This is a genomic window from Variovorax soli, from assembly GCF_031454625.1.
Classification (GTDB): domain Bacteria; phylum Pseudomonadota; class Gammaproteobacteria; order Burkholderiales; family Burkholderiaceae_C; genus Variovorax; species Variovorax soli_A.
Genome location: NZ_JAVDRF010000003.1, coordinates 408,477 through 432,418, shown reverse-complemented (window position 1 = coordinate 432,418; position 23,942 = coordinate 408,477). Strand labels below are relative to the sequence as shown.

22 protein-coding genes and 1 other RNA gene are annotated in these 23,942 nt (G+C 69.7%); 4 read left to right on the top strand and 19 right to left on the bottom strand.

From position 1 onward, the window contains the following. Positions 1–21 precede the first annotated feature (21 nt). The 5 genes from J2739_RS09190 to J2739_RS09170 form a co-directional block, all read right to left on the bottom strand. On the bottom strand, positions 22–834 hold the full coding sequence (locus tag J2739_RS09190) for an amidohydrolase family protein (protein WP_309900725.1): 813 nt from the start codon (positions 832–834) through the stop codon (positions 22–24). After that, positions 827–1,711 (bottom strand): isocitrate lyase/PEP mutase family protein, encoded by an 885-nt coding sequence (locus J2739_RS09185; protein WP_309900723.1) that lies wholly within the window; start codon positions 1,709–1,711, stop codon positions 827–829. The genes J2739_RS09190 and J2739_RS09185 overlap by 8 nt, the downstream gene beginning before the upstream one ends. Positions 1,712–1,834: 123 nt before the next feature. Continuing rightward, positions 1,835–2,788: a tripartite tricarboxylate transporter substrate binding protein gene (locus J2739_RS09180; protein ID WP_405053853.1), complete on the bottom strand. Its 954-nt coding sequence runs from the start codon at positions 2,786–2,788 to the stop codon at positions 1,835–1,837. Between the two features lie 145 nt (positions 2,789–2,933). Beyond that, entirely contained in the window at positions 2,934–3,959 is a 1,026-nt protein-coding gene (locus tag J2739_RS09175; RefSeq protein WP_309900721.1) for a Bug family tripartite tricarboxylate transporter substrate binding protein, read from the bottom strand. 113 nt (positions 3,960–4,072) lie between these two features. Continuing rightward, a complete protein-coding gene (locus J2739_RS09170; RefSeq protein WP_309900719.1) occupies positions 4,073–4,759 on the bottom strand; it encodes a histidine kinase in 687 nt (228 codons plus the stop codon). A 175-nt stretch (positions 4,760–4,934) separates the two neighbouring features. Here J2739_RS09170 and J2739_RS09165 point away from each other — a divergent pair, with 175 nt between their 5' ends. After that, positions 4,935–5,756: an alpha/beta hydrolase gene (locus tag J2739_RS09165; RefSeq protein WP_309900717.1), complete on the top strand. Its 822-nt coding sequence runs from the start codon at positions 4,935–4,937 to the stop codon at positions 5,754–5,756. Positions 5,757–5,770: 14 nt separating this feature from the next. Here the strand turns inward: J2739_RS09165 and corA are convergent, their stop codons facing one another. The 7 genes from corA to J2739_RS09130 form a co-directional block, all read right to left on the bottom strand. Further along, positions 5,771–6,748: a magnesium/cobalt transporter CorA gene (gene corA / locus J2739_RS09160; protein WP_309900715.1), complete on the bottom strand. Its 978-nt coding sequence runs from the start codon at positions 6,746–6,748 to the stop codon at positions 5,771–5,773. Positions 6,749–6,825: 77 nt separating this feature from the next. Next, entirely contained in the window at positions 6,826–7,602 is a 777-nt protein-coding gene (locus J2739_RS09155; RefSeq protein WP_309900713.1) for a slipin family protein, read from the bottom strand. Between the two features lie 11 nt (positions 7,603–7,613). Beyond that, the gene (locus J2739_RS09150; protein ID WP_309900711.1) at positions 7,614–9,002 is read right to left on the bottom strand and encodes an NfeD family protein; all 1,389 of its coding nucleotides are present in this window, start codon (positions 9,000–9,002) and stop codon (positions 7,614–7,616) included. Between the two features lie 163 nt (positions 9,003–9,165). Next, positions 9,166–10,491: a dihydrolipoamide acetyltransferase family protein gene (locus J2739_RS09145; protein WP_309900709.1), complete on the bottom strand. Its 1,326-nt coding sequence runs from the start codon at positions 10,489–10,491 to the stop codon at positions 9,166–9,168. A gap of 4 nt (positions 10,492–10,495) precedes the next feature. Then, positions 10,496–11,509, bottom strand: a complete 1,014-nt coding sequence (locus J2739_RS09140) for an alpha-ketoacid dehydrogenase subunit beta (RefSeq protein ID WP_309900708.1) — start codon at positions 11,507–11,509, stop codon at positions 10,496–10,498. 5 nt (positions 11,510–11,514) lie between these two features. After that, a complete protein-coding gene (locus J2739_RS09135) occupies positions 11,515–12,765 on the bottom strand; it encodes a 3-methyl-2-oxobutanoate dehydrogenase (2-methylpropanoyl-transferring) subunit alpha (RefSeq protein WP_309901105.1) in 1,251 nt (416 codons plus the stop codon). Positions 12,766–12,959: 194 nt separating this feature from the next. Beyond that, on the bottom strand, positions 12,960–13,952 hold the full coding sequence (locus tag J2739_RS09130; RefSeq protein WP_309900706.1) for a Bug family tripartite tricarboxylate transporter substrate binding protein: 993 nt from the start codon (positions 13,950–13,952) through the stop codon (positions 12,960–12,962). Positions 13,953–14,095: 143 nt separating this feature from the next. Here J2739_RS09130 and J2739_RS09125 point away from each other — a divergent pair, with 143 nt between their 5' ends. Together J2739_RS09125 and J2739_RS09120 are read left to right on the top strand one after the other, a co-directional pair. Beyond that, the gene (locus J2739_RS09125) at positions 14,096–15,760 is read left to right on the top strand and encodes an MBL fold metallo-hydrolase (protein ID WP_309900704.1); all 1,665 of its coding nucleotides are present in this window, start codon (positions 14,096–14,098) and stop codon (positions 15,758–15,760) included. After that, positions 15,757–16,464 carry an RNA pseudouridine synthase gene (locus J2739_RS09120; RefSeq protein WP_309900702.1) on the top strand — a complete coding sequence of 236 codons (708 nt, stop codon included), beginning with the start codon at positions 15,757–15,759 and terminating at the stop codon, positions 16,462–16,464. Before J2739_RS09125 ends, J2739_RS09120 begins: the two co-directional genes overlap by 4 nt. Before the next feature lie 32 nt (positions 16,465–16,496). Here the strand turns inward: J2739_RS09120 and rnpB are convergent. Next, an RNA gene (gene rnpB, locus J2739_RS09115) (RNase P RNA component class A) lies at positions 16,497–16,856 on the bottom strand. A 35-nt stretch (positions 16,857–16,891) separates the two neighbouring features. After that, positions 16,892–17,050, bottom strand: a complete 159-nt coding sequence (locus J2739_RS09110; protein ID WP_309900700.1) for an HHHH-motif protein — start codon at positions 17,048–17,050, stop codon at positions 16,892–16,894. Positions 17,051–17,274: 224 nt separating this feature from the next. Between J2739_RS09110 and J2739_RS09105 the strand changes: the two genes are divergently transcribed. After that, entirely contained in the window at positions 17,275–18,930 is a 1,656-nt protein-coding gene (locus J2739_RS09105; RefSeq protein WP_309900698.1) for an NAD(P)/FAD-dependent oxidoreductase, read from the top strand. A gap of 34 nt (positions 18,931–18,964) precedes the next feature. Here the strand turns inward: J2739_RS09105 and htpX are convergent, their stop codons facing one another. The 5 genes from htpX to J2739_RS09080 all read right to left on the bottom strand — a co-directional run bounded on the left by htpX (position 18,965) and on the right by J2739_RS09080 (position 23,900). Continuing rightward, the gene (gene htpX, locus J2739_RS09100; protein ID WP_309900696.1) at positions 18,965–19,840 is read right to left on the bottom strand and encodes a protease HtpX; all 876 of its coding nucleotides are present in this window, start codon (positions 19,838–19,840) and stop codon (positions 18,965–18,967) included. Positions 19,841–20,059: 219 nt separating this feature from the next. Beyond that, complete coding sequence (locus J2739_RS09095) at positions 20,060–20,755, bottom strand: DUF3025 domain-containing protein (protein ID WP_405053861.1); 696 nt, start codon at positions 20,753–20,755, stop codon at positions 20,060–20,062. Between the two features lie 65 nt (positions 20,756–20,820). After that, complete coding sequence (locus J2739_RS09090) at positions 20,821–21,552, bottom strand: NYN domain-containing protein (RefSeq protein WP_309900692.1); 732 nt, start codon at positions 21,550–21,552, stop codon at positions 20,821–20,823. Next, positions 21,549–22,589: a dihydroorotase gene (gene pyrC, locus J2739_RS09085; protein ID WP_309900689.1), complete on the bottom strand. Its 1,041-nt coding sequence runs from the start codon at positions 22,587–22,589 to the stop codon at positions 21,549–21,551. The genes J2739_RS09090 and pyrC overlap by 4 nt, the downstream gene beginning before the upstream one ends. 402 nt (positions 22,590–22,991) lie before the next feature. Beyond that, entirely contained in the window at positions 22,992–23,900 is a 909-nt protein-coding gene (locus tag J2739_RS09080) for a LysR family transcriptional regulator (protein ID WP_309900687.1), read from the bottom strand. Positions 23,901–23,942 lie beyond the last annotated feature (42 nt).

Sequence of the window (23,942 nt, the reverse complement as noted above, 5' to 3'; positions counted from 1 at the left end):
GGCGCCTCTTGTCTTGAAAGCTCAGGCGAAGCGGAACAACGCCGCCGGCGTGTCCACCAGGATGCGGCGGCGCGCCACGGCATCGGGCACCCAGTCGGCCAGCACGGCCCGGGCGGAAGCGAAATCCGCGAGTTCCTGGTGTTGCGTGTGCGGCCAGTCGCTGCCCCACAGGAGGCGGTCCGCACCCAGCGCCTGCAGCAGAGCCCGGGCCGCGGCGCAGGCGGCGCTGCCGCGCGCGTCGGGCCAGCTGCGGTAGGCGGCCGCCAGCTTGACCCACACGCGCCCGGTCGCGGCGCGTCGCAGCAGCCAGGCGAAGCCTTCGTCATCGCCCGGCACCGGGGCCGGGCGCCCGAAGTGGTCCACCACCAGCTTGCAACCGGCATCGAGGATGGCCTGGCCGGCCAGCGGCAGGTCGCGCGATTCGCGGTGCAGTTCCACATGCCAGTCGAGGGCGCTGACGCGCTCGAACAGGCGCTGCCATCCGGCCTGCGCAAAGTCGGGAATGGGCAGGCCCACGAGGTTGAGCCGGATGCCGCGCACGCCTTGCCGGTCCAAGGACGCCAGCGCGGCGTCGTCAAAGGTGGGCTCCACGATCACGACGCCGCGCAGCCGCCGCGGGCAAGCGCGCAGGGCCTCGAGCAGGTAGCTGTTGTCGGTGCCCAGGAAGCTCGGCTGCACCAGCACCCCGTGCGAGACCGCATGCGCGTCGAGCAGCGCGAGGTAGTCGGTCAGCAACGCGTCGTAGTCGGGCGCGTGGCGATGCACCGACGCCAGCGGCAGGTCGCGCCGGAACACGTGGGCATGGCTGTCGATCGCGGTGATCGGCTCAGGCATAGCGCTGCTCCAGCGCGTCGAATTCCTTCTTGCGCACCAGCGCCTGGCGCTCGGCGAAGGTCGCGACCAGTCCGCTCGCCTCATCGAGGCGGCCGCCATCGCGCAGCGCCTGCAGCGCCAGCGTCATGCCGCGCACCGCACCCTGCAGCGCGGCGTTGGCATAGAGCACCAGGCCGAAGCCCATCGCACCGAACTCGGCCGCGTCCAGCGTGGGCGTCTTGCCGCCGATCACCACGTTGACCACCTGCGGGCAGGCCAGCTCGCGCGGGATGCGGCGCAGTGCCTCCACCGACTCGGGCGCCTCGACGAAGGTGATGTCGGCGCCGGCCTCGGCGTAGGCCGCGGCGCGGGCGATGGCGGCATCGAGGCCTTCGACCGCGGCGGCATCGGTGCGCGCGATCACCAGGAAGTCGGCATGCAGCCGGGCGTCGACCGCCGCCTTGACCTTGCCCCGCATCTCGTCCTGCGCAATCACGCCCTTGCCTTCGAAGTGCCCACACTTCTTGGGGCTGACCTGGTCCTCCAGCTGGATCGCGTTGGCGCCGGCGCGTTCCAGGGTGCGCACCGCGTGCTGCACGTTGAGCGCGTTGCCGAAGCCGGTGTCGGCATCGACGACGATGGGCAGCGCGACCGCATCGCGCAGCGCGGCGGTGTGCTGCGCGAGATCGCCCAGGTGGACGAAGCCCAGGTCGGGGATGCCGTAGAAGGTGTTGGTCAGGCCGGCGCCGCTCAGGTACACCGCCTCGAAGCCCAGGTCCTCGATCACGCGCGCCGCCAGCGCATTGGCGGCGCCCGGCACGACCAGTCCGCGCCTGGCTTCGATCTTTTGCCGCAGCAGCGTGCCGGGATGGCGGGGAGCCGCCAAGCCGGGGCTCATCAGGCAAGCTCCACGCTGCGCGCTGCGGTGCGAGCGCCTGCGCGCAGCCGGGCGTCGCTCATTCGGAGGCTCCGCGCTGCGCCGCTGCGGTGTTCGCCTTGGGGGCGGGCCCGCGGCGCATGCTCACTCATCCTTCATCCCGGTGGCCTTGACGACCGCGCCCAGGCGCGCGCGCTCGGCATCGACGAACTGGACGAAGGAGGCGCGCGTGCCGCCGATCGGCTCGATGCCCATCCCCTTGAGCCGCTCGGCGATGGCCGGGGTCTTCATGGCGGTATCGATGGCGGCGCTCATCTTGTCGAGCACCGCCTCGGGCGTGCCGTGCGGCGCGTGCACGCCCGCCCAGTGGGCGATGCGCACGTCCGGGAAGCCCTGCTCGGTGGCCGTGGCCAGCTGGGGATAGGCGGAGATGCGCGTGGTCCAGGTGTTGGCCAGCGCCTTCAGCTTGCCGCTCTTGAGATAGGGCAGCGCGACGATGCTGGCTTCCGAGGTGGCGTCGACCTGCTTGCCGAGCACCGCCGTGATCGATTCCGAGCCGCTCTTGTAGGGCACCACGTCGAGTTTGGCGCCGTACTTCGTCTCCAGCATGCCCTCGACGAAATGCGGGGTGCTCCCGGTGCCGGCGGTGGCCCAGTGGAAGCCCGGGCCGGTGCGGGAGGCGGCGATGAATTCCTTCAGGTCCTTGTAGGGGGCATTGGCCGGCACCAGGATCACCGAGGGCGCGAGGCCGATCATGCTCACCGGCACCAGGTCGCTGTCCTTGTAGGGCAGGCTCTTCTTGATCATGCTGTTGGAGATCACACCGGCCGCGCTCACCAGGAAGGTGTAGCCGTCGGGCGCGCTCTTGGCGACGAGATCCGCCCCCAGCGTGGCGCCGGCGCCCGGCTTGTTGTCGACCACGATGGGCTGGCCGAGGGCTTTGGAAGCGCCCTCGGCCGCGGCCCGCGCCATCAGGTCGTTGGCGCCGCCGGCCGCGAAGGGCACGACGAGGCGGATCGGCTTGGTGGGCCAGGTCTGGGCGGATGCGGTCGCGGCGGCCAGCGCGGCGAGCAGGATGAGGCTGCGGGAAAGATGCACGGCGATGTCTCCGAAGGATGTCTGAAAGGGATGCCCCTCGATGGGGGGTTGGCCCGAGTATCGACACCTGCGGTTCCCAGGGGAACGCCGTTGCCCGTTGTTTTTGCATAAGCGCCCCTTATGGTGGGCGCAGCCTGCGGGCGCGCTAAGTGGTGGAGCGGATGCCCCGCATCAGGATCACCCCGCCCAGCTGCGAGGTGTCGGTGCGCATGCGGTAGGCCAGCGCCTGCGGCGTGCCGGCCTGGCTTTGCCAGCCCGCCTTCAGCAGTTGCGCCTGGACCTCGGGGGCGCGCAGCACCTCGCTCATGGCGGCGTTGAGCCTCGTCACCGCGGGCTTGGGCAAACTGGCCGGCGCGGCGAGGGCCGTCCAGATTTCCAGGTCAGCGCCGCGCACGCTGGCTTCGCGCAAGGTCGGCAGTTCGCTGAAGAGCGGGCTGCGCAGCGGCGAAGTGACGCCGATGGCCTTGAACTTGCCGGAGGCCACGTGCGGCTTGGCGAGACCCGGCGGCAGCAGCGCCAGCTGGATCTTGCCGGCCAGCATCGCCTCGATGACCTGCGGGTTGCCGTTGAAGGGAACGTGCTGGGGCGCGATGCTGGTGCGGGCCTTCAAGAGCTCCATGCCCAGGTGGCCCACCGTACCGACGCCGGGGGTGCCGTACCTGCCCCTGTCGCCGAGGTTGCGCGCCCACAGCAGCAGCTCGGTCGGCGTCTTGCCGACGGCGTTGCCGGCGACCGCCAGCACCAGCGGCGCGGTGCCGATGAGGCCGACGGGCGCGAAGTCCTTCTCGGGATCGAAGGGCGTGGCCGGGTTGAGCAGCTTGGCGATGGTGAGATTGCCGTTGATCAGCGCGCCGATGGTGTGGTCGTCCTGCGCTTTCGCCACCAGGTCGGCCGCGAGGTTGCCGCTGGCGCCCGGCTTGTTCTCCACCACCACCGGCTGGCCCAGGAGCTTGGCAAGCGGCTCGGCGATCGCCCGCGCTGCCAGGTCGGGCGAGGCGCCCGCCGGAAACCCGACCAGCACGCGAAGCGCTTGGCTGGGCCAGGCGCCGGGGGCTGCGCCGGCGCGTGCGACGGCACGCGGCACGGAGGTCGATGGGGTCTGCTGGGCCCACGCGGCGGTGCCGCACAGGGAGGCGGCGACGCTCTGGAGCAAGCGGCGTTTGGTGATCATGAAGGCTCGAAGTGTTGCAAAGGCTGGTAACTGGAAGTTACGCGAGCTTTTGCTGCAGTGCAAGACAACCAAATGCCTCAGCCGACGGCCGGCGGCCGGCGGCAACTCAGGCTTCAGCCGGATCGCAGGGCGAGCCGAACCGTGTCGCGCTCGACTGTCACCGCGTGGCCCAGGCCATCCGCCAGCGCCTGGAGTGCGACGGCATCGATGGCCAGCTTGCGCGGCGCGCGCAAGGCGCCCGCGATGGGCATCGGATCGGCCGAGACGGCGTCGCCACGGGTCGCGACGAAGCGCAGCCCTTCGGGCCCGTCGGCCTCGATGCGAACCGCGGCGAGCCGCTCGGTGGTGTCATGCAGATAGCCCAGCGCACCCAGCACCATGTAGCGCAGGGCTGCGCCCTCCGGGAAGCGCGGCTCGTCCGGCGTGCCGGCGACGAGCGCATCGTCCACGTGGAGACCGATGCCGTGCAGCTCGAAGGCCGCGCGCATCAACGAGGTGCAGCGCTGAACCAGCGCGCTGCGCGTGACACCGTCATCGCTCGCGGCGAGTTCCCAGTCGCGCAGCGAACGAACGCCTTCGGCCAGGGCGTCGACCTGCTGGGAGATCGCTTCGAGCGGCTCCTCCGAGGCGCTCTCGTCGCCCGCGGCCACGCGGTGCCTCAGCAGCAGCAGGCTCATGCGCATCACCGACAGCGGTGCTGCCATGTCGTGCCGCAGCGCCGGCAGGGCGCGCGTGAGCAGTTCGTGCCGCACCCCGGCGACGATCCAGCTGCTGGCTCCGGGCGAGGCTTTGACTTTCAATCGAAGGGCTTCCGCAGGAAAAAGTGCTCCGAAGTATGGGCGCGCACACGTGCGCTGCCATGTAGGAGAGGGCCTCCTGCTCCGGCGCGCGCGAGCGCTGCATCTGGAAGAATGCATCAAGACACGTGGCGCTTCGGACGATGAGCGCGCTTCGAACCGAGACCGGGCGACCCCCATGAACGACGACTTCCAGTACCAGTACGTGCACGGGCAGGCGCGCCCCGGCTTCCCGGCCCTGCTCGCCGACTACGAGGCCCGCAGCCGCGCCGCGGTGGCCGCCGGCGACTGCGTGATCGACCTGCGCTACGGCCCGCATCCACGCCAAAGCTTCGATTTCTTTCCGGCGCGCGGCAGGCCGCACGGGACGCTGGCCTACTTCCACGCCGGCTATTGGCAATCGCGGGACAAGTCGACCTTCCGCTTCGTCGCGCCGGCCTATGCGCAGGCCGGCATTCACGTTGCGCTGGTCAACTACCCGCTGTGTCCGGAGGTCTCGGTGGCGGCGCTGGTCGAGGCGGCGCGCGCCTGCGTGCCGGCGATTCGCGCGCAGGCCGGCCATGATGGCGCGCTGGTGCTCGCGGGCCATTCGGCCGGGGCCCATATCGCGGTCGAGCTGGCGCTCGCGCAGCGCGACGGCGCAACACCGTTCGCGGGCGTGGCGGCGTTGAGCGGCATCTACGATCTGGCTCCGCTGGTGGAGACCACGCTCAATGACAAGCTGCAGCTCGACGCGGCCAGTGCGCGTGCCTGCTCGCCCCTGCACCGCGTGCACGCGGGCGCCGCGCCGGCACTGGTCGTCGTGGGCGAAGCGGAAACGCCGGCTTTCGTGGCGCAGAGCCGGGACTTCCATGCGGCGTGGAGCGCTGCCGGCAATCGATCTGCGTTGCACATCGAACCCGGGGCCGATCACTTCAGCTTGCTGGAACCCTTCGCGTCGGCCGGAAGCGCCCTGTTCCGGAAGGTTCTCGACCTGTTCGCAGGCGCCCGGGATTCCTAGCTCAGGACCGCCCGCTAGACCCACCCGGCGCGCCGGAACCGGTAGTACAGGTAACCGCAGGAGCTCGCGATGAGGCCCAGCGCCACCCAATAGCCGTAGCGCCATTTCAGCTCCGGCATGTGCTCGAAGTTCATGCCCCAGATGCCGGCGAAGGCGGTGCACACGGCGAAGATGGCGGCCCAGGCTGCGAGGCGCTTGGTGACCTCGTTGTCCTCGATGGTGACCATCGAGAGGTTGACGCTGATGGCGGTGCCGATGGTGTCGCGCATCGCATCGATCGTGTTGTTGATGCGGCCCAGGTGGTCGACCACGTCGCGGAAGTAATCCTGCGAGCCGGCGCAGATCTGCGGCACGCGCCCGCCATGCAGCTTGCCGGTGGCCTCGAGCAGCGGGGCGACGGCGTGCTTGAGCAGCGTGAGGCGCTGCTTGAGCTCGTAGAGCTGCTTGATGTTCTCGCGCGCGGACCCCTTGGTGAAGATGCGCTGCTCGATGGCCTCGAGCTCGACCTCGAAGGCGTCGATGACCGGGAAGTAGCGGTCGACGACTGCGTCCATCAGCGCATAGAGCACGAAGCCCGGCCCGTTCCGCAGCAGCTCGGGCTCGCGCTCGCAGCGCTCGCGCACCTCGACGAAGCCATGTCCGCTGCGGTTGCGCACCGAGACCACGTAGTTGCGGCCGACGAAGACGTCGACCTCGCCCAGGGACAGCGCGGCCGGCGACTCGGCAGGCCCCGGCTCCACCAGGTGCATCACCACGAACAGCGAGTCCGCGTACTCCTCGACCTTGGGCCGCTGGTGACCGTGCTGCGCATCCTCGACCGCCAGCGGGTGCAGGCCGAACTCCGCCTGGACTTCGGCCAGCTCCTCGGACGAGGCATCGCGCAGCGCGACCCAGACGAAGCAGCCGGGCAGCGAGGTGTATTCGCTGATCTCGGAAACGGGAATGTCGGCCAGCTTCGTGCCGTTCTCGTAGACGACGCAGTTGATGAGCATGCGAGGGCCAGGGGCGATGGAAGAACAGGATCGGGCATCTTGCCATGCGGCGCCGAAGCTTTTCTGTCTCCCGCCGGTCAAGCCTCGGGCTTCTTGTCAAGCCACCGCAACAGCGGCCCCACGATATCGAGCGGCAACGGAAAGATGATCGTCGAATTCTTGTCCGCTGCGATCACCGTGAGCGTCTCGAGGTAACGCAGCTGCAGCGCCTGCGGCGCGCGCGCGAGGATCTCGGCCGCCTCCGCCAGCTTGACCGAGGCCTGCAGCTCGCCCTCCGCGTGGATCACCTTGGCCCGGCGCTCGCGCTCGGCCTCGGCCTGGCGCGCGATCGCGCGCACCATGTTCTCGTTGAGGTCCACATGCTTGATCTCGACGTTGGTCACCTTGATGCCCCAGGCGTCGGTCTGCGACTCCAGCGTCTTCTGGATGTCGAGGTTGAGGCGCTCGCGCTCGGCCAGCAGGTCGTCGAGCTCATGCTTGCCCAGGACCGCGCGCAGCGTGGTCTGCGCCAGCTGGCTGGTGGCCTCGAAATACCTCTCGACCTGGATGATGGCCTTCTCGGCATCGACCACGCGGAAGTACAGCACCGCATTCACCTTCACCGAGACGTTGTCGCGCGTGATCACGTCCTGGCTCGGGATGTCCAGCACCATCACGCGCAAGCCCACGCGCACCATTTGCTGGATGCCCGGGATCAGGATCACCAGCCCCGGCCCCTTCACCCGCCAGAAGCGGCCGAGCTGGAACACCACGCCGCGCTCGTACTCGCGCAGGATGCGCAGCGAGGCAGCAATGATCACCACCGCGAAGACCACGATGAGGACGACGAGCGCGATGCTGAGATTGAGGAACATAGTCAGCGCATTCAGGCTTTGGCGGCCGCCTCCTGGCCTTCCGGCGCCACCTGCAAGGCGCTGCCCTGCACGCCGCTCACGCGGACCCGCCGGCCCGCGTACAGGTCGCCGGTGCCGGTCACGCGCCAGTAGTCGCCCTGGATCTGCGCCCAGCCCTCGCCATCGGCGAACTCGACCAGCTCGCCCGTGGTACCCACCAGGGTCGTGACGCCGCTGACCACGGGACGATGCCTCGCCTTCGCCGCCATGCCCGCCACCACGATGATGAAGAGTGCGGAGACGGCACTGCTCAGCGCGACCATCCACAGCGGCACGCCGAAGCCCGGCGCATCGTTGTCGATCAGCAGCACCGCGCCGAAAGCGAAGGCGGCGATGCCGCCCAGGCCCAGCACACCGAAGCTCGGCAGGAAGGCCTCGGCGATCAGGAAGGCCACGCCCAGCAGGATCAGCGCCAGGCCCGCGTAGTTGACCGGCAGCATCTGCAGGCCGAAGAGCGCCAGCGTCAGCGAGATCGCACCCACCACCCCGGGCAGCACGAAGCCGGGACTGGAGAACTCGAACAGCAGGCCGTAGATGCCGATCATCAGGAGGATCAGCGCCAGGCTGGGCTCGGTGATCACCGACAGCATGCGGCTGCGCCAGTCGGCCTCGAACACCAGCAGTTGCGCGCGCTGCGTGGCCAGCCGCACGGTGCCGCGGTCCATCTCCACGTCGCGGCCGTTGACCTGGACCAGCAGGTCGGCCACGTCCCGCGCGATGTAGTTGACCACCCGCTTCTGCAGGGCCTCCTGCGCCGACAGGCTGACCGACTCGCGCACCGCCTGCTCGGCCCATTCGGCATTGCGATGGCGCAGCTGCGCGAGGCTGCGGATGTAGGCCGAGGCGTCGGACAGGCGCTTGGCCGTCATCGTGTCGCCTGCATGCTCGGGGCTCTTGTCGTTCTTGTCGTTCTTGTCTCCGTCGACCGGTTTCGAATCCGGCCGGCCGCCCGGTGTGGGCATGCCGATCGCCACCGGCGTCGCCGCGCCCAGGTTGGAGGCCGGCGCCATCGCGGCTATGTGGCTCGCGTAGAGGATGTAGGTGCCGGCGCTGGCGGCGCGCGCGCCGCTGGGTGCCACGAAGGTCGCGACCGGCACGGGCGATGCGAGGATGTCCTTGACGATGCTGCGCATCGAAGTGTCGAGCCCGCCGGGCGTGTCGATCTGCAGCACCGCGAGCCGCGCCTCCTTGGCGGCGGCCAGTGCGAGGCCGCGGTGCACATAGTCGGCGGAGGCCGGGCCGATGGCGCCATCGAGCTGCATCAGGACCACGGTACGGGGTGCGGCGGCGGGAGGCGCTGCGGGAGACACGGCTTCAGCGCTGGCCGCCGCTGCCGCATGAGCCAGGAGGACCAGTCCCATCAACCATGCTCTGGTGGACCCCATGCGGCGGATTCTAGGAGTCGCGGCACCGATGTCACACGCTCGCAAACCCGCTGCCAGGGCCTGTCGACGCGATGCAAGGGGTCGCGAAGCTCACCACAGCCCGCCCGTCAAGGCGCGCGACGCCGTGCGTTAACAGGCCCTAATCGACGAAAAGCAGGGCCGGAGACTCCAGCGCGGCACGCATCGCCTGCACGAACTCGGCCGCGCCTTGGCCGTCGATGACGCGGTGGTCGAAGGAGCAGGACAGGTTCATCATGCTGCGCGGCAGCATCGCGCCGTCGCGCACGACCGGCCGCAGCACGATGCGGTTGACGCCCACGATGGCCACCTCGGGCAGGTTGATGACCGGCGTGGAGGCGATGCCCCCGAGCGCCCCGAGGCTGGTGATGGTGATGGTGGAGCCGCTCAGCTCGTCACGCGTGGCATGGCCGGCGCGCGCGGCGGCGGCCAGGCGGGCGATCTCGGCTGCGCTGGACCACAGGTCGCGGGCCTCGGCATGCCGCAGCACCGGCACCATCAGGCCGGCCTCGGTCTGGGTGGCGATGCCCACGTGCACCGCGCCGTGGCGGGTGAGCACGCCGGCCTCGTCGTCGAAGCGGGCATTGGCCTGCGGATGGCGCTGCACCGCCAGCACCAGCGCGCGAACCAGCAGGGGCAGCAGCGTCAGGTGCGCACGCTTGCCGTCCCATCGTTCGTTGAGCTGCGCGCGCAGGCGCTCCACGTCGCTGACATCGACTTCCTCGACGTAGGTGAAGTGCGGGATGCGGCGCGCGGACTCCTGGGTGCGCTGCGCGATGCGGCGGCGCACGCCGGTAATGGGCACGGCTTCTTCGTCGTGGCGCTCGGTGCCGAGCGGTGCGCTCGTGGCGGCTTGCGGCGCACGCTGCGCCCCGGGATGGCGGGCCAGCCAGGCGTCGAGGTCGGCCTGCACGATGCGGCCTGCCGTGCCGCTGGCGGGCAGCTGTCGCAGGTCGATGCCGAGCTCCCATGCCCGGCGACGCACGGCCGGCGAAGCGATGGGGCGCTCGCCCGGCTGCGCGGGCGCGTGGGCAACGGCCGCGGTCGCGGGTGCGCGCGCCTGAGGGGGCGCGGGTGCGAGCCCAGTTGCGGCGGCGGGGGCGGGGGCGAGTGCAGGTGCACGTGCCGGTGCAGGTGCTGGTGCGGGCGAAGGCGCGAGCGCGGGCCCCGTCGTCTGCGTGGCGCTCACCTCGGCACGGCCGTCTCCCTCGACCTCGATGCGAATCAGCTCCGCGCCCACCGCGATCAGCTGTCCCACCGTGCCGCCCAGCGCGAGCACCTTGCCGGCCACCGGCGAAGGGATCTCGACCGTGGCCTTGTCGGTCATGACGTCGGCCAGCACCTGGTCTTCCGCCACCGTCTCGCCCGGCTGGACCCACCAGGCGACCAGCTCCACTTCGGCGATGCCTTCGCCGATGTCCGGCACCTTGATCGCGAGCTCGCCCATTCGCTCAGTCCTCCATCACGCGCCGGAAGGCGGCGCCCACACGCGCCGGCCCGGGGAAGTAGGCCCACTCCTGCGCATGCGGGTAGGGCGTGTCCCAGCCGGTGACGCGCTCGATCGGCGCCTCGAGGTGGTAGAAGCAGTGCTCCTGCATCAGCGCCGCCAGCTCGGCGCCGAAGCCGCTGGTGCGCGTGGCCTCGTGCACGATCACGCAGCGGCCGGTCTTCTTCACCGAGGCCACCAGCGTGGGCAGGTCCAGCGGCCACAGGCTGCGCAGGTCGATGATCTCGACGTCGAGGCCGGTCTCGCGCGCCGCCGCCTCGCAGACGAAGACCATCGTGCCGTAGGTGAGGGCCGTGAGCGCGCTGCCGGGCCGGAACACCGCGGCCGATTCCAGCGGCACGGTGTAGTAGCCCTCGGGCACCTCGCCCAGCGGGTGCTGCGACCAGGGCACCAGCGGCTGGTCGTGATGGCCGTCGAAGGGGCCGTTGTAGAGCCGCTTGGGCTCCAGGAAGATCACCGGGTCGTCATTCTCGATGGAAGCGATCAGCAGGCCCTTGGCATCGCGCGGGTTCGAGGGCATCACCGTGCGCAGACCGCAGACGTGGGTGAACAGCACCTCCGGGCTCTGGCTGTGCGTCTGCCCGCCGTAGATGCCGCCGCCGCAGGGCATGCGGATGGTGATGGGCGCGAAGAAGTCGCCGGCCGAACGGTAGCGCAGCCGCGCCGCCTCCGACACGATCTGGTCATAGGCCGGATAGAAGTAGTCGGCGAACTGCACCTCCACCACCGGCCTGAGCCCATAGGCGCCCATGCCGATGGCCGAGCCGACGATGCCGCCTTCGGAGATCGGCGCGTCGAACACGCGCGAGCGTCCGTACTTGGCCTGCAGGCCCTCGGTGACGCGGAACACGCCGCCGAAGTAGCCCACGTCCTGCCCGTAGATCACGACGTTGTCGTCGCGCGCGAGCATCAGGTCCATGGCCGAGCGCAGCGCCTGGATCATGGTCATCGCGGGCATGTGCTTCAGCCTTTCTGGAACTGCGAAAGCTGCCGGCGCTGTTCCTGCAGATGCGGCGGCATGGTCTGGTAGACATCCTCGAACATCGCCGCCGCGCCGAACAGGTGGCCGTCGGCCAGCGAGCCGTAGCGTTCGGCCTCTTTCAGGGCCGCGCTCACCTGGGCTTCGAGCTCCGACTGCGTCTTCTGGTGCTCCTCTTCCGACCAGGCGCCGATGCCGCGCAGGTGTTGTGCCAGCCGCGCGATCGGATCGCCCAGCGGGAAGTGCTGCCAGTCGTCGGCCGGCCGATAGCGCGAGGGATCGTCGGAGGTGGAATGCGCCCCCGCGCGGTAGGTGACCCATTCGATCAGCGTGGGACCCAGGTTGCCCCGTGCCCGCTGCGCGGCCCAGCGCGAGGCGGCCAGCACGGCCAGGAAGTCGTTGCCGTCCACGCGCAGCGAGGCGATGCCGCAGCCGACGCCGCGCGCGGCGAAGGTGGTGGCCTCCCCGCCCGCGATGGCCTGGAAGGTCGAGATCGCCCACTGGTTGTTGACCACGTTGAGGATCACCGGCGCGCGGTACACGTGCGCGAAGGTCAGCGCGGTGTGGAAGTCGGATTCGGCGGTGGCGCCGTCGCCGATCCAGGCCGAGGCGATGCGCGTGTCGCCCTTGATCGCCGAGGCCATGCCCCAGCCCACCGCCTGGATGAACTGCGTGGCCAGGTTGCCCGAGATCGAGAAGAAGCCGGCGCGCTTCATCGAATAGCACACCGGCAACTGCCGTCCCTTGAGCGGGTCGCGCTCGTTGGACATCAGCTCGCAAATGAGGTCCACCATCGGCACGTCATCGCGTCCCAGCAGCAGGCCCTGCTGTCGATAAGTGGGAAAGCACATGTCGCCCTGCTGCAGCGCCAGTGCATGGCCGGTGGCGATGGCTTCCTCGCCCAGGCACTGCATGTAGAAGGAGATCTTCTTCTGCCGCTGCGCGATCAGCATGCGGGCATCGAAGGTCCGCGTCTTCATCATCGCGATCAGGCCGCGGCGCAGCAGTGCGGCGTCGGCCTCGGGCACCCAGGGTCCGACTGCGCGGCCCTCCTCGTCGAGCACGCGCACCAGCGTGTAGGCGAGGTCGCTGGTGTCGGCCGGCGCGACCTCCACCGGCGGCCGCCGCACCTCGCCGGCACCCGAGAGATGCAGGTAGGAGAAGTCGGTCTCGCGGCCTGGCCGCCCGGTGGGCTCCGGCACGTGCAGACGAAGGGGGGGTGCGCCCTGGCTCATCGCTTTGTCTCCGAGCTCGTTGTTGTCGGCTTGCAAGGCAAAGCCTAGCGAAATTCGGGCATCTGCGCAGCCGGGCAACTGCGCGAAGTCGCATGGACACCCCGCGAATGCCGAGGCGCGGATCAAACCATTCAGTCGGGCGAGTCGAAAGAAGAGCCAGTGATGGTCGTCTGCGTCTCGCCTGCGCGCCAACGTCAGTCGATGCTGACCTTCGCCGCCTTCGCCACTTCTGCCCACTTCACGCGGTTGGCATGCACCGTCTGCTTGAACTGGGCCGGCGTCTCGATGCGCACCGTATTGCCCTGCGCCTCGAACTTCTCGCGGATCTCGGGCTGCTCCAGCACCGCGCGGATGGCGGCATTGAGCTTCTCGACGATGTGCGCGTCGGTGCCCTTCGGGGCGAAGACGCCGAACCAGATCGAGCTGTCGAAGCCCTGCGTGCCGGGGATGCCGCTGGAGGCGATGGTCGGCACCTCGCTGACGGCCGCCACCGGCTTCGCCGTGGTCACGCCCAGCAGCCGCACCTTGCCCGCCTTGTACTGCGGCAGCACGGTCTGCACCTGGTTCATGATGCAGCAGGTCTCGCCGCGCACCACCGAGGTGATGGCCTCCGGCCCGCCCTTGTAAGGCACATGGACCATGTCGAGGCCGAGGCGCGCGTTGAACTCGGCAAAGGCCATGTGGGTGCCGGCGCCATTGCCCGTGGAGGCGTAGTTGTACTTGCCGGGATTGGCCTTGACGAGATCGACGAACTCCTTGAGCGTCTTCGCTTTGACCACGTCCGGGTTGACGGTGAGCACGTTCGAGACGTCCAGCACCGGCGCGACGGGCACGAAATCGGCCTCGACGTCGAAGGGCAGCTTCCTGTAGAGGGCGGCGTTGCTGCCGTGCGTGGCGGCAGTGCCGAAGGCCAGGGTGTAGCCGTCCGGCTTCGCGCGTGCCACGTACTCGCTGGCGATGTTGCCGGCGGCGCCGGACTTGTAGTCGATGATCACCGGCTGGCCGAGCTTCTGCGAGAGCGGCTCCTGGATGGTGCGGGCCACCACGTCGACGCCGGAGCCGGCCGGAAAGCCCATGATCAGCGTGACCGGCTGCTGCGGCCAGTCGGCCTGGGCCCAGGCCAGCGGCGCCGCCAGCGCGAGGCCGGCAAAAGCAAGGAAGGGGCGGCGGAGAAGACGAGCAGGCATGGCAATCCTTGAAAGCACTTGAAAGCAGAGGGGAAGCGAGCGCGCATTGTGGCGCGCGGTTCATTCGCAATGCGAACCAAGCTTATGCCGCCATCCGCGTGCCTTCGTGCGGCCCGCTGCCCGCCTCCCGATAATGACGGCCCATGGTCCGCCCCACGCAACAACTCCATCCTCCTCGCGAGCCGGCCGCCGTGCTGCCCGCCGCCACCGTGCTGCTCCTTCGCGATGCGCCCGAGGGCCTGGAGGTGCTGATGACCCGGCGCTCCGCCGGCGCCAGCTTCGCGCCCGGCGCCTATGTGTTTCCGGGCGGGCGCATCGAGGCCGCGGATGCCGCGGCCCACGCCGTGGCAACCCGCCGGCCCGCCCAGGGCGATCTGCAGCTCACCCAGTCGGTCGCCGCGGTGCGCGAATGCTTCGAGGAGCTCGGCGTGCTGCTCGCCCGGCATCCGGACGGCCGCCCGGTCGATCCCGGCGTGGTCGAGGCGATGGACCGCAGCACCACCTCCGCCGTCGCGCTGGCGGCGCAGTGCGCGGCGCGCGGCCTGCTGCTGGCGACGGACGCGGTCTACACCCTCGCCCACTGGATCACCGACCGCGACCTGCCCAAGCGCTTCGACGTCCCCTTCCTGGTCGCGCGCATGCCCGCGGGACAGACGCCCGTGGCCGATGAGGCGGAGCAGTTCGAGCCTTGCTGGGTGCGGCCGGCCGACGCGCTGGCGCGGCACCAGGCCGGCAGCTTCTTCATGATCTTCCCCACGCTGCGCACGCTGGAGCGGCTGGCCTCCTACGCGACCGTCGACGCGGTGCTCGATGCCTGTGCCAACCGCCCCGGCGGCGAGGGCCCGCTGTGGACCAGCTGCCCGCGCGCCGGCCTGCTGCGGGGCAAGGAAGCGCGCTACATGGAGCACGAGTCCCCTTTCGGCGAGCTGGCCCTGGCCTGCCCCGATGGCCAGATCGTGCACGAGCTCGGCTGGCAGACCGAGGCGCCGGTCGCGCTGCTGAAGAACCTGCGGCGACTGACGGCCCCCAACCCCGGCGCCATGACCGGCCCCGGCACCAACAGCTACATCGTGGGCGATGCGGCCACGGGCTACATCGTGATCGACCCCGGGCCGAACGATGCCGCGCACCTGGAGCGGCTGCACCGGGCCACCGGCGGCGACATCCGCCTGATCGTCTGCACCCATTCGCATCCCGATCATTCCCCGGGCGCGGCGCCGCTGCAGGCGCTGTGCGCAGCAGGCTCGAAGCCACCCATCCTCGGCCTGCCCTCGGCCCCGACCGCTCGTCCCGCCTCGCACTTCGCGCCCGAGCGTGTGCTGCACGACGGCGAGCGCCTGCTGCTGCAGGATGGCCAGGGCACGACGCACACGCTGCGCGCGGTGCACACGCCCGGCCACGCGGCCAACCACCTGTGCCTGGTGCTGGAGGAAGACGCCCTGCTCTTCTCCGGCGACCATGTGCTCAACGGCAGCACCACCGTCGTCGATCCGCCCGACGGCAACATGGACGCCTACCTCGACTCGCTCGACCGGCTCGATGCCATCTGCGCCGAGGGCGGCATTCGCTTCATCCTGCCCGCGCACGGCTATGTGCTGGGCGAGGCGCGCGCGGCCATCGCCCGCCTCAAGGCGCACCGCCTGAAGCGCGAGGCCCGCATCGCCGCGGCGATGCAGCGCCTGCCGCAGGGCAGCCTCGAGGACTGGCTGCCGCTCGCCTATGACGACGTGCCGCAGCGCCTGTGGCCGGTGGCTGCCCGCTCGCTGGCGGCGCACGTGGAGCGCATTCGCCAGCGCGCCCCGCTATGAACGAGGCAGGGGAAGGCATTCGCCTGGCCAAGCGCGTCGCCGCGCAGGTCGGCTGTTCGCGGCGCGAGGCCGAGCTGCTGATCGAGAACGGCGCAGTGCGCGTCGACGGGCAGCCGGCGCTGCTGCCGCAGTCGCGCGTGCAGCCGCACCAGCACGTCGAGATCGAGACGGGCGCCCGGCCCGAGCCCGTGGTACCGGTCACGCTGCTGCTGCACAAGCCGGCCGGCACTTCGATCGAGCAGGCGCATCGCCTGCTGGTGCCCGCGAACCATCACGCGCCGGAGCGCGCGGGACTGCGCTTCCTGCCGCGCCACGTGGCGGCGCAGCGCTGCATGACGCCGCTGGAGACCGAGGCCAGCGGCCTGGTCGTCTTCACGCAGGAGTGGCGCATCGAGCGCCGGCTGCTGGAGGACGCGGCGCTGCTGGAGCACGAGCTCATCGCCGACGTGGCCGGCCCCGTGGGACCGGAGGCGCTGGGGCAGCTGGACCGGTCGCCCGCGCGCGTCAGCATCAGCCAACAGGCCGAAGGGCACACCGGCCTTCGATTCGCCGTCAAGGGCCTGCAGCCGGGCCAGATCGCGCGGCAATGCCAGGCCGCCGGGCTGCAACTGCTGGGCATGCGGCGCCTGCGCATCGGCCGCGTCGCGCTGTCGGGCCTGCTGCCGGGGCAATGGCGCTACCTGCTGCCGCACGAGCGCTTCTGAACTTCGAGGGGGAGAAGAAGCGCACTGAAAAAGTGTGAAGCGCGCCTGTAAGCCGGATTCTGTGCGTTGGAGTTTCCCCCAACGTGACCGCCATTACTCTGGGCCGTTCGTCGCCGAACGGCTCGGTGCCACCTACCCGCCAGCTCTCCTTGCGGAGCCACAAGGTGGAGCGTCGCGGCGAACCGCGCCACTCCCGGCTGGCCTACTTGGTGTTGCTGCGCGCAGAGATTGCCCGTTTCACCCGGCCGGGTCGCCCCGGCCGACTCGTCTCTGTTGCTCTGATCCTCACCTCGCGGTGGAGAGCCGTTAGCTCCTGCGCCGTCCTGTGCAGTCCGGACTTTCCTCCAGTGCGCCCTTTCGGGACTTGCACCAGCGGCGATCCAGCGCGCTTCACGGGCGTGATTATCTCGCCGATTCGCGAGCAGGCTCAGCGGACCCAGTGGCAGACCCGATGATGATGATGGCGGTCGTAATGACAGACCTTGTGACCGTGCCGGTAAGAGGCAGCGGACGCAAGCGTGGGCACGAAGGACGCGAAGCCACAGACAGCAATGGCAAGAGACAAGACGAAGCGCTGGGTTTTCATGACTTGCTTTGACGTGGGTTGCGGAGACGCCATCGTGTTTCGTCCAGCCTTCGGGACGTGTAGGACGGCATCCATCATGGGCGCGTCCGTCGCTGTTGGGTCGGCAAGCGCACCTGCCGCGCGGCCAGCGATGGACAAGGGCATGGCTCGGCGCCAGTGCCGCGGAATTTACAATCGCAACCCTCTTCCAGCGCCACCTGCCCGATCACCACGGGCCGTCCGCCATGATCCGTGTCTCCGAACTCAAGCTTCCCCTCGCCCATGCGACCGATGCGCTGCCCGCGCTGATCGCGTCCACCCTGGGCATCGCGCCCGCCGACATCGCTTCGCACATCGTCTACAAGCGCAGCTTCGATGCCCGCAAAGCCGAGCTGCTCACGGTCTACATCGTCGACGTGGCGCTGGCCGATGCGCAAGCCGAGGCCGCCGTGCTGGCGAAGCAGGCCGGCCACCCGCATGTGCAGGCCGCACCCGACATGGCTTACCGCCTGCCGGCGCGCGCGAACGAAAACGCGCCGAGGCCGGTGGTCGTCGGCTTCGGCCCCTGCGGCATCTTCTGCGCGCTGATGCTGGCGCAAATGGGCTTCAGGCCGATCGTGCTGGAGCGCGGCAAGACCGTGCGCCAGCGCACCAGGGACACCTGGGGGCTGTGGCGCAAGAGCGTGCTCGACCCCGAGTCGAACGTTCAGTTCGGCGAAGGCGGCGCCGGCACCTTCTCGGACGGCAAGCTCTACAGCCAGATCAAGGACCCGCGCTTCCTCGGCCGCAAGGTGATGGAGGAGTTCGTCAAGGCCGGCGCGCCACCCGAGATCCTCTACGTCGCCCACCCGCACATCGGCACCTTCAAGCTGGTGAAGGTGGTGGAGAACATCCGCGAGCAGATCGTCGCGCTCGGCGGCGAGGTGCGCTTCGAGCAGCGCGTGACCGACGTGCGCATCGAGAACGGCCACCTGCGCGGCCTCACCGTGCTCGATCAGCGCACCGGGCAAAGCCATGAACTGCGCGCCGACCACGTCGTGATGGCGCTCGGCCACAGCGCGCGCGACAGCTTCGAGATGCTGCATGCCCGCGGCGTGCACATCGAGGCCAAGCCTTTCTCCATCGGCTTGCGCGTGGAGCATCCGCAGGGCCTGATCGACCGCGCGCGCTGGGGCCGGCATGCCGGCCATCCGCTGCTGGGTGCGGCCGACTACAAGCTGGTGCACCACGCGAGCAATGGGCGCTCGGTGTACAGCTTCTGCATGTGCCCGGGCGGCACGGTGGTCGCCGCCACCAGCGAGCCCGGGCGCGTCGTCACCAACGGCATGAGCCAGTACTCGCGCAACGAACGCAACGCGAATGCGGGCATCGTGGTGGGCATCGATCCGCGCGACTACCCGGGCTGGGAGAACGGCCGCACCGGCTCGCCGCTCGCAGGCATCGCGCTGCAGCGCGCGCTGGAGTCCAATGCTTTCGTGCTCGGCGGCAGCGACTACCGGGCGCCGGGCCAGCGGGTCGGCGACTTCGTTTCCGGCAAGGCATCGACGGCATTCGGCAGCGTGGTGCCCTCGTACAAGCCGGGCGTGACGCCGGGCGACCTGCATGCGGCCCTGCCCGCCTACGCCGTCGAGGCCATGCGCGAGGCCTTCCCGGCCTTCGGCCGAAAGATCAAGGGCTTCGACCTGGACGACGCGGTGCTGACCGGCGTCGAGACCCGCACCTCCTCGCCGATAAAGATCGCGCGCGGCGACGATCTCCAGAGCCTCAACGTGCGCGGCCTCTACCCGGCGGGCGAAGGCGCGAGCTATGCGGGCGGCATCCTGTCGGCCGGCGTGGACGGCATCAAGGTTGCGGAGGCGGTGGCGCGAGAACTCGCCGCGCCGATGAAAAAAGCCGCCTGACGACGGCGGCTTTTGTGCGGATCAGGTCGAGCGATCAGGCCTGTGCGTTCTGCAGTGCCGCGATCCGCTCCTCGATCGGCGGGTGGGTCGCGAACAGCTTGCCGATGCTGCCCGTGATGCCCATGGCTTCCACCGCCTTGGGCAACTCGCCGGGGGGCAGGCCGCCCAGGCGCGCCAGCGCATTCACCATCGGCTGCTTGCGGCCCATCAGCTGGGCCGAGCCGGCATCGGCGCGGAACTCGCGCTGGCGCGAGAACCAGGCCACGACGATCGCCGCTGCGAAGCCCAGCACGATGTCGAGCACCACCGTCGTGATCATGTAGCCGATGCCGGGGCCGGAGGAGCGGTCGTCGCCGCGGCGCAGGAAGCTGTCGACGGCATAGCCGATCACCCGCGAAAGGAACACGACGAAGGTGTTCATCACGCCCTGGATCAGGGTCAGGGTCACCATGTCGCCGTTGGCCACGTGGGCGATCTCGTGGCCGATCACGGCCTCGACCTCTTCGCGCGTCATGTTGGCGAGCAGGCCGGTGGACACGGCCACCAGCGACGAGTTCTTGAAGGCGCCCGTGGCGAAGGCATTGGGCTCGCCCTCGAAGATGCCCACCTCGGGCATGCCGACGCCGGCCTTGTCGGCGAACTTGCGCACCGTCTGCACGATCCAGGCTTCGTCGGGCGACTGCGGCTCGTTGATGATGCGCACGCCGGCCGTCCACTTGGCCATGGGCTTGCTGATGAGCAGCGAGATGATCGCGCCGCCGAAGCCCATCACCAGCGCGAAGCCCAGCAGGGCCGACAGGTTGAGACCGTTGGCCGTGAGGTAGCGGTTGACGCCGAGCAGGCTGGCGACGACGCCCAGCACCGCGACCACCAGCACGTTGGTCAGGACGAACAGAAGGATGCGTTTCAAACTGATTTCTCCGTGGGGTTCGGGCGAAGCGCTCGCCCTGGCGAGCAAATGAGGCCCGGCAATGACGTTTCAAGCGCGGCGCGGACGCTTCGTGGTCGTGGGTCTGCTCTCCGCGCAACGCCCGGCTTCGGATCGATCATAGGAGCAAAAGTTCGCAGGCCCGGGACACGCCACTACGCTCACTCGGGATAAAGCCTTTGTTCGCCAAGCGGCCCATGCTCAGTGCCGTGGGGAGCGAGGTGGCCTGAAAACCGTCGCATCGTCATAGAAGTCCGGCGCTTCATTGGCCGGCCACCAGCCGGGCACGCCGAGCACGGGCAGCGGCGCGAAGGGCTTGCCGGCGAGGTGCGCGGGTTCCAGAGCGGCCGCGATCGCCGCATCCTCGATGGCGATCGACCGGAGCGCGCCCGGCGCCCACAGCACGTGCGCCGTGAGCGACTTGCGCGGCGCGACGAGCTTTTCGAGCAGCGCATGGCCGAAGACGAGCAGGCGGGCCTCGCGCCACAGCGCCCGTGCGCGCACGAAGAGGCGCTGCCAGTCGCGCGCGAGCAGCGCCGCCCACAACGCCTGCGGCGCATCGAGCACCGCTCCGTTTTCATCGAAGAGGGTCAGCGCATCGCGCAGGGGCCCGCGCGTGGCGCCGATGCCGGCGCGCGCGATCTCGGCCGCCTGCAATGCATTGAGCCGGCGCTTCGCATGCGGGAAATGCAGCCAGGCCAGGCCATTGAAGAAGTCGTGCAGGTTGTCGCGCGTGGGGACCTGCGCGGTGCGGAAGATGAAGGCCTCGTAGGCTTCGCCGGGCGGCGCTGCATCGGGCGGCGCGAAGCGCAAGGGCCCGGTCGGCAACGCGATGTCCGCGCCCTGGCCCGAGAGCACGGCCGCCACGCCAGCGCCTCGCGCCAGCGATGCCGCCATCGCCGCGGCCCGCGGCGCGTAGGGCGCGAGCCAGGGGCGGATGGGATCGAAGCCCAGGGTCGGGTTCACGCCGCGGCGGGGCCGACGTACTGCACCTTGTTCGGTGTCTTCTCCGGCGTCAGCAGGAACAGCGCGGGGAATTTCTTGAACAGCTTGGGCGAGCTCGCGCTCTTGCCCAGCAGCTTGGCGCCGCGCAGGCGTTCGGCTGCATGGTTGAGCTCGACCTTGCCGCCGCCGGCGAGCTCGGGCAGCGCATCGAGGATGTGCAGCACGTCCTCCGGCAGCGTCACCGGTGCCGGCGCGGGCGCCAGCGCCTTCGTGCGCCGCGGCGCGCGTGCGGCCCGCTTGGCAGCAGCGGGCCGGGCGGTCGACTGGTGCTGCAGGTCGATGAAGCTGTCGTACACCGCCACCGTCTCCTCGCCCGTCTTGCCCTGCTGGCCGATCCCGCAGACGCGGCAGCCCTTCTCGCGCAGGCGGATCACCAGCGGCGCGAAGTCGGAGTCGGACGACACCAGCACCACCAGATCGGGGCGCTCGGCCACGACCAGGTCCATCGCGTCGACCGCGAGCGCGATGTCGGTGCTGTTCTTGCCGGCGGACAGGTTGACCATCGGGCGCACCGAGAGCCGCTTGAAGAGCGTCTGCTGCTTGAGCGCGGTCTCGGCATTGCAGTAGGCGCGGCGCACATGGATGGCGCCCTGGTCGGCGAGCGTGCGCTGCACGGCCTGCTCGATGACGTCGCTCGAGACGTTGTCGGCATCGATCAGCAGCATGACGCGCCGCGCCGCGGTGCTCATGCCAGCCTCCACGCCATCGGCTCGCCGCCGCGCAGCGGCTTGAGCGTCGCTTCGCCGTAGGGCAGGGTCTCGGGGACGGTCCAGCTTTCGCGCTTCAGCGTCACGGTGTCGGTGTTGCGCGGCAGGCCATAGAAGTCGGCGCCGTGGAAGCTGGCGAAGCCTTCGAGCGAATCGAGCGCGCCGGCGTTGTCGAAGGCCTCCGCATACAGCTCCAGCGCTGTCAGCGCGGTGTAGCAGCCGGCGCAGCCCAGCGCATGCTCCTTGAGGTGCGCCGGATGCGGCGCGCTGTCGGTGCCGAGGAAGAAGCGCGGGCTGCCGCTGGTGGCCGCCTCGACCAGGGCGACGCGATGCGTCTCGCGCTTGAGCACGGGCAGGCAGTAGTAGTGCGGCCGGATGCCGCCGGTGAAGATCGCGTTGCGGTTGTAGAGCAGGTGGTGCGCGGTGATGGTCGCGGCGGTGAAGCGGTCGGCGTCGCGCACGTAGTGGGCACCTTCCTTCGTGGTCAGGTGCTCGAACACGATCTTGAGCTCGGGGAAATCGCGGCGCAGCGGGATCATCACGCGCTCGATGAAGACGGCCTCGCGATCGAACAGGTCGACCGCGGGGTCGGTCACCTCGCCGTGCACCAGCAGCAGCAGGCCATGCTTCTGCATCGCCTCCAGCGTCGGATAGGTCTTGCGGATGTCGGTGACGCCGGCATCGCTGTTGGTGGTGGCGCCGGCGGGGTACAGCTTGAGCGCACAGATCCCGGCCGCAGCCGCGCGCTCGACCTCCTCGGGCGGCAGCTTGTCGGTCAGGTACAGCGACATGACCGGCTCGAAGTCCAGGCCCTCGGGCACGGCGGCGCGGATGCGGTCGCGGTAGGCCTTGGCCTGCTCGGCGGTGGTCACCGGCGGCCGCAGGTTGGGCATGATCAGCGCGCGGCCGAACTGGCGCGCCGAATGCGGCACCACCGCTTGCAGCGCAGCGCCGTCGCGCACATGCAGGTGCCAGTCGTCGGGGCGGGTGAGGGTGAGGGTCTGGGCGGGGTTGGTCATGGGGCGGATTGTCCCATTGGGTCTGAGAAGGCAGCGGGTCTGAACAATTGTCGCTGCGTGCTCGGAAAGGCCGGTCCCGTACTTGCGATGCGGCGCCCGCAACGACGCAGCAACGTGACATCGAGGCGGCCATTGCGCTTGCCAAGCATCTTTAGGAGCAAGCCGCATGTCCAGAAGTTTTGCCACCTTCCTCAAGGTCGCCCGGGCACTGGGAATGCGGCTGCACGCTGAAGCGGCTTGAGATCGCGGCAGGACTTGGCATCCTGCTCCTCGGCACATCCGCCAGAAGTTGCTTGCTGCTCAAGCTCCGGCAACTGCTTGATCCGATACCGCATTGAGCCATCTCACCATTCGTAGTCCGCGCTGCAATGGCCTGATCGACTGCAATGTCACGCGAGAAAATCAGGAAGACCCTCCTGCCCCGGCGCCCCGCGCCCGCTCCAGGATGAACTCGATGAAGGTCCGGCTCGCCCGCGTGTGCTGCCGGTTGGGCATGTAGAGCATGAACATCTGCGTGCCGAAGATGCTCAGGCGCCAGTCGTCCAGCGTGGTGAGCACCTCGCCGCGGCGCACGTCCTCCTGCACCACGTAGTCGGGCACCAGGCCGATGCCCAGGCCGGCCAGGATGGCCTGGCGCAGGAAGAGGAAGTTCTCGGAGATCAGCGTGGGCTCCAGCACCACCTCGCGCCGCTCCTCGCCCTGGTAGGCCGAGATGCGAAGTTGCTTGCCGATCACCGCGGCGGTGACGACCGGCGCCCCGCTCAGCTGGTCGAGCTGCGTGGGCAGCGCGTGCTCCTGCGCGTAGGCGCGCGAGGCGCAGGCCACGTAGCGCACCGGCCCCAGCGCGCGCGCCACCAGGTTCTGCGGCGGCTCGGGGATCACGCGGACGGCGATGTCGACTTCGTCGCGCAGCAGGTCCTCGATGCGGTTCTCGAACAGCACGTCCAGCACGATGCCGGGGTAGAGGCGCTTGAAATCGATCAGCCAGTCCGACATCACCAGCTGCCCGTAGCCGCTGGGCACGCTGAGCCGCACCCGCCCCACCAGCCCCTCGCCCAGGGCCGAAGCCGACTCGCGCGCGGCCTGCAGCTCGTTCTGGATCGCCAGCCCGTGCTGGTAGAGCCGCTGGCCGATCTCGGTGGCCTCGGCACGGCGCGTGGTGCGGCGCACGAGCTGGGCGCCGACCGAGCGCTCCAGCTGGTTCAGGTGATAGCTCACGTTGGCGCGGCTCATCTTCAGGCGGCGCGCGGCCTCGCTGAGGTTGCCGGCATCGAGGATTTCGACCAGCAGGGTCAGGGATTGCAGGTCCATGGTGAAGCCGGAATTGTGTCAAAAATTCTTTGACAGTCTGTC

Coding starts and splice junctions, on each gene's coding strand:
- J2739_RS09190 (WP_309900725.1), bottom strand. CDS start 834: ATGCCTGAGCCGATCACCGCGATCGACAGCCATGCCCACGTGTTCCGG.
- J2739_RS09185 (WP_309900723.1), bottom strand. CDS start 1,711: ATGAGCCCCGGCTTGGCGGCTCCCCGCCATCCCGGCACGCTGCTGCGG.
- J2739_RS09175 (WP_309900721.1), bottom strand. CDS start 3,959: ATGATCACCAAACGCCGCTTGCTCCAGAGCGTCGCCGCCTCCCTGTGC.
- J2739_RS09165 (WP_309900717.1), top strand. CDS start 4,935: ATGAACGACGACTTCCAGTACCAGTACGTGCACGGGCAGGCGCGCCCC.
- corA (WP_309900715.1), bottom strand. CDS start 6,748: ATGCTCATCAACTGCGTCGTCTACGAGAACGGCACGAAGCTGGCCGAC.
- J2739_RS09155 (WP_309900713.1), bottom strand. CDS start 7,602: ATGTTCCTCAATCTCAGCATCGCGCTCGTCGTCCTCATCGTGGTCTTC.
- J2739_RS09150 (WP_309900711.1), bottom strand. CDS start 9,002: ATGGGACTGGTCCTCCTGGCTCATGCGGCAGCGGCGGCCAGCGCTGAA.
- J2739_RS09145 (WP_309900709.1), bottom strand. CDS start 10,491: ATGGGCGAGCTCGCGATCAAGGTGCCGGACATCGGCGAAGGCATCGCC.
- J2739_RS09140 (WP_309900708.1), bottom strand. CDS start 11,509: ATGCCCGCGATGACCATGATCCAGGCGCTGCGCTCGGCCATGGACCTG.
- J2739_RS09135 (WP_309901105.1), bottom strand. CDS start 12,765: ATGAGCCAGGGCGCACCCCCCCTTCGTCTGCACGTGCCGGAGCCCACC.
- J2739_RS09130 (WP_309900706.1), bottom strand. CDS start 13,952: ATGCCTGCTCGTCTTCTCCGCCGCCCCTTCCTTGCTTTTGCCGGCCTC.
- J2739_RS09125 (WP_309900704.1), top strand. CDS start 14,096: ATGGTCCGCCCCACGCAACAACTCCATCCTCCTCGCGAGCCGGCCGCC.
- J2739_RS09120 (WP_309900702.1), top strand. CDS start 15,757: ATGAACGAGGCAGGGGAAGGCATTCGCCTGGCCAAGCGCGTCGCCGCG.
- J2739_RS09110 (WP_309900700.1), bottom strand. CDS start 17,050: ATGAAAACCCAGCGCTTCGTCTTGTCTCTTGCCATTGCTGTCTGTGGC.
- J2739_RS09105 (WP_309900698.1), top strand. CDS start 17,275: ATGATCCGTGTCTCCGAACTCAAGCTTCCCCTCGCCCATGCGACCGAT.
- J2739_RS09095 (WP_405053861.1), bottom strand. CDS start 20,755: ATGGCGGCATCGCTGGCGCGAGGCGCTGGCGTGGCGGCCGTGCTCTCG.
- J2739_RS09090 (WP_309900692.1), bottom strand. CDS start 21,552: ATGAGCACCGCGGCGCGGCGCGTCATGCTGCTGATCGATGCCGACAAC.
- pyrC (WP_309900689.1), bottom strand. CDS start 22,589: ATGACCAACCCCGCCCAGACCCTCACCCTCACCCGCCCCGACGACTGG.
- J2739_RS09080 (WP_309900687.1), bottom strand. CDS start 23,900: ATGGACCTGCAATCCCTGACCCTGCTGGTCGAAATCCTCGATGCCGGC.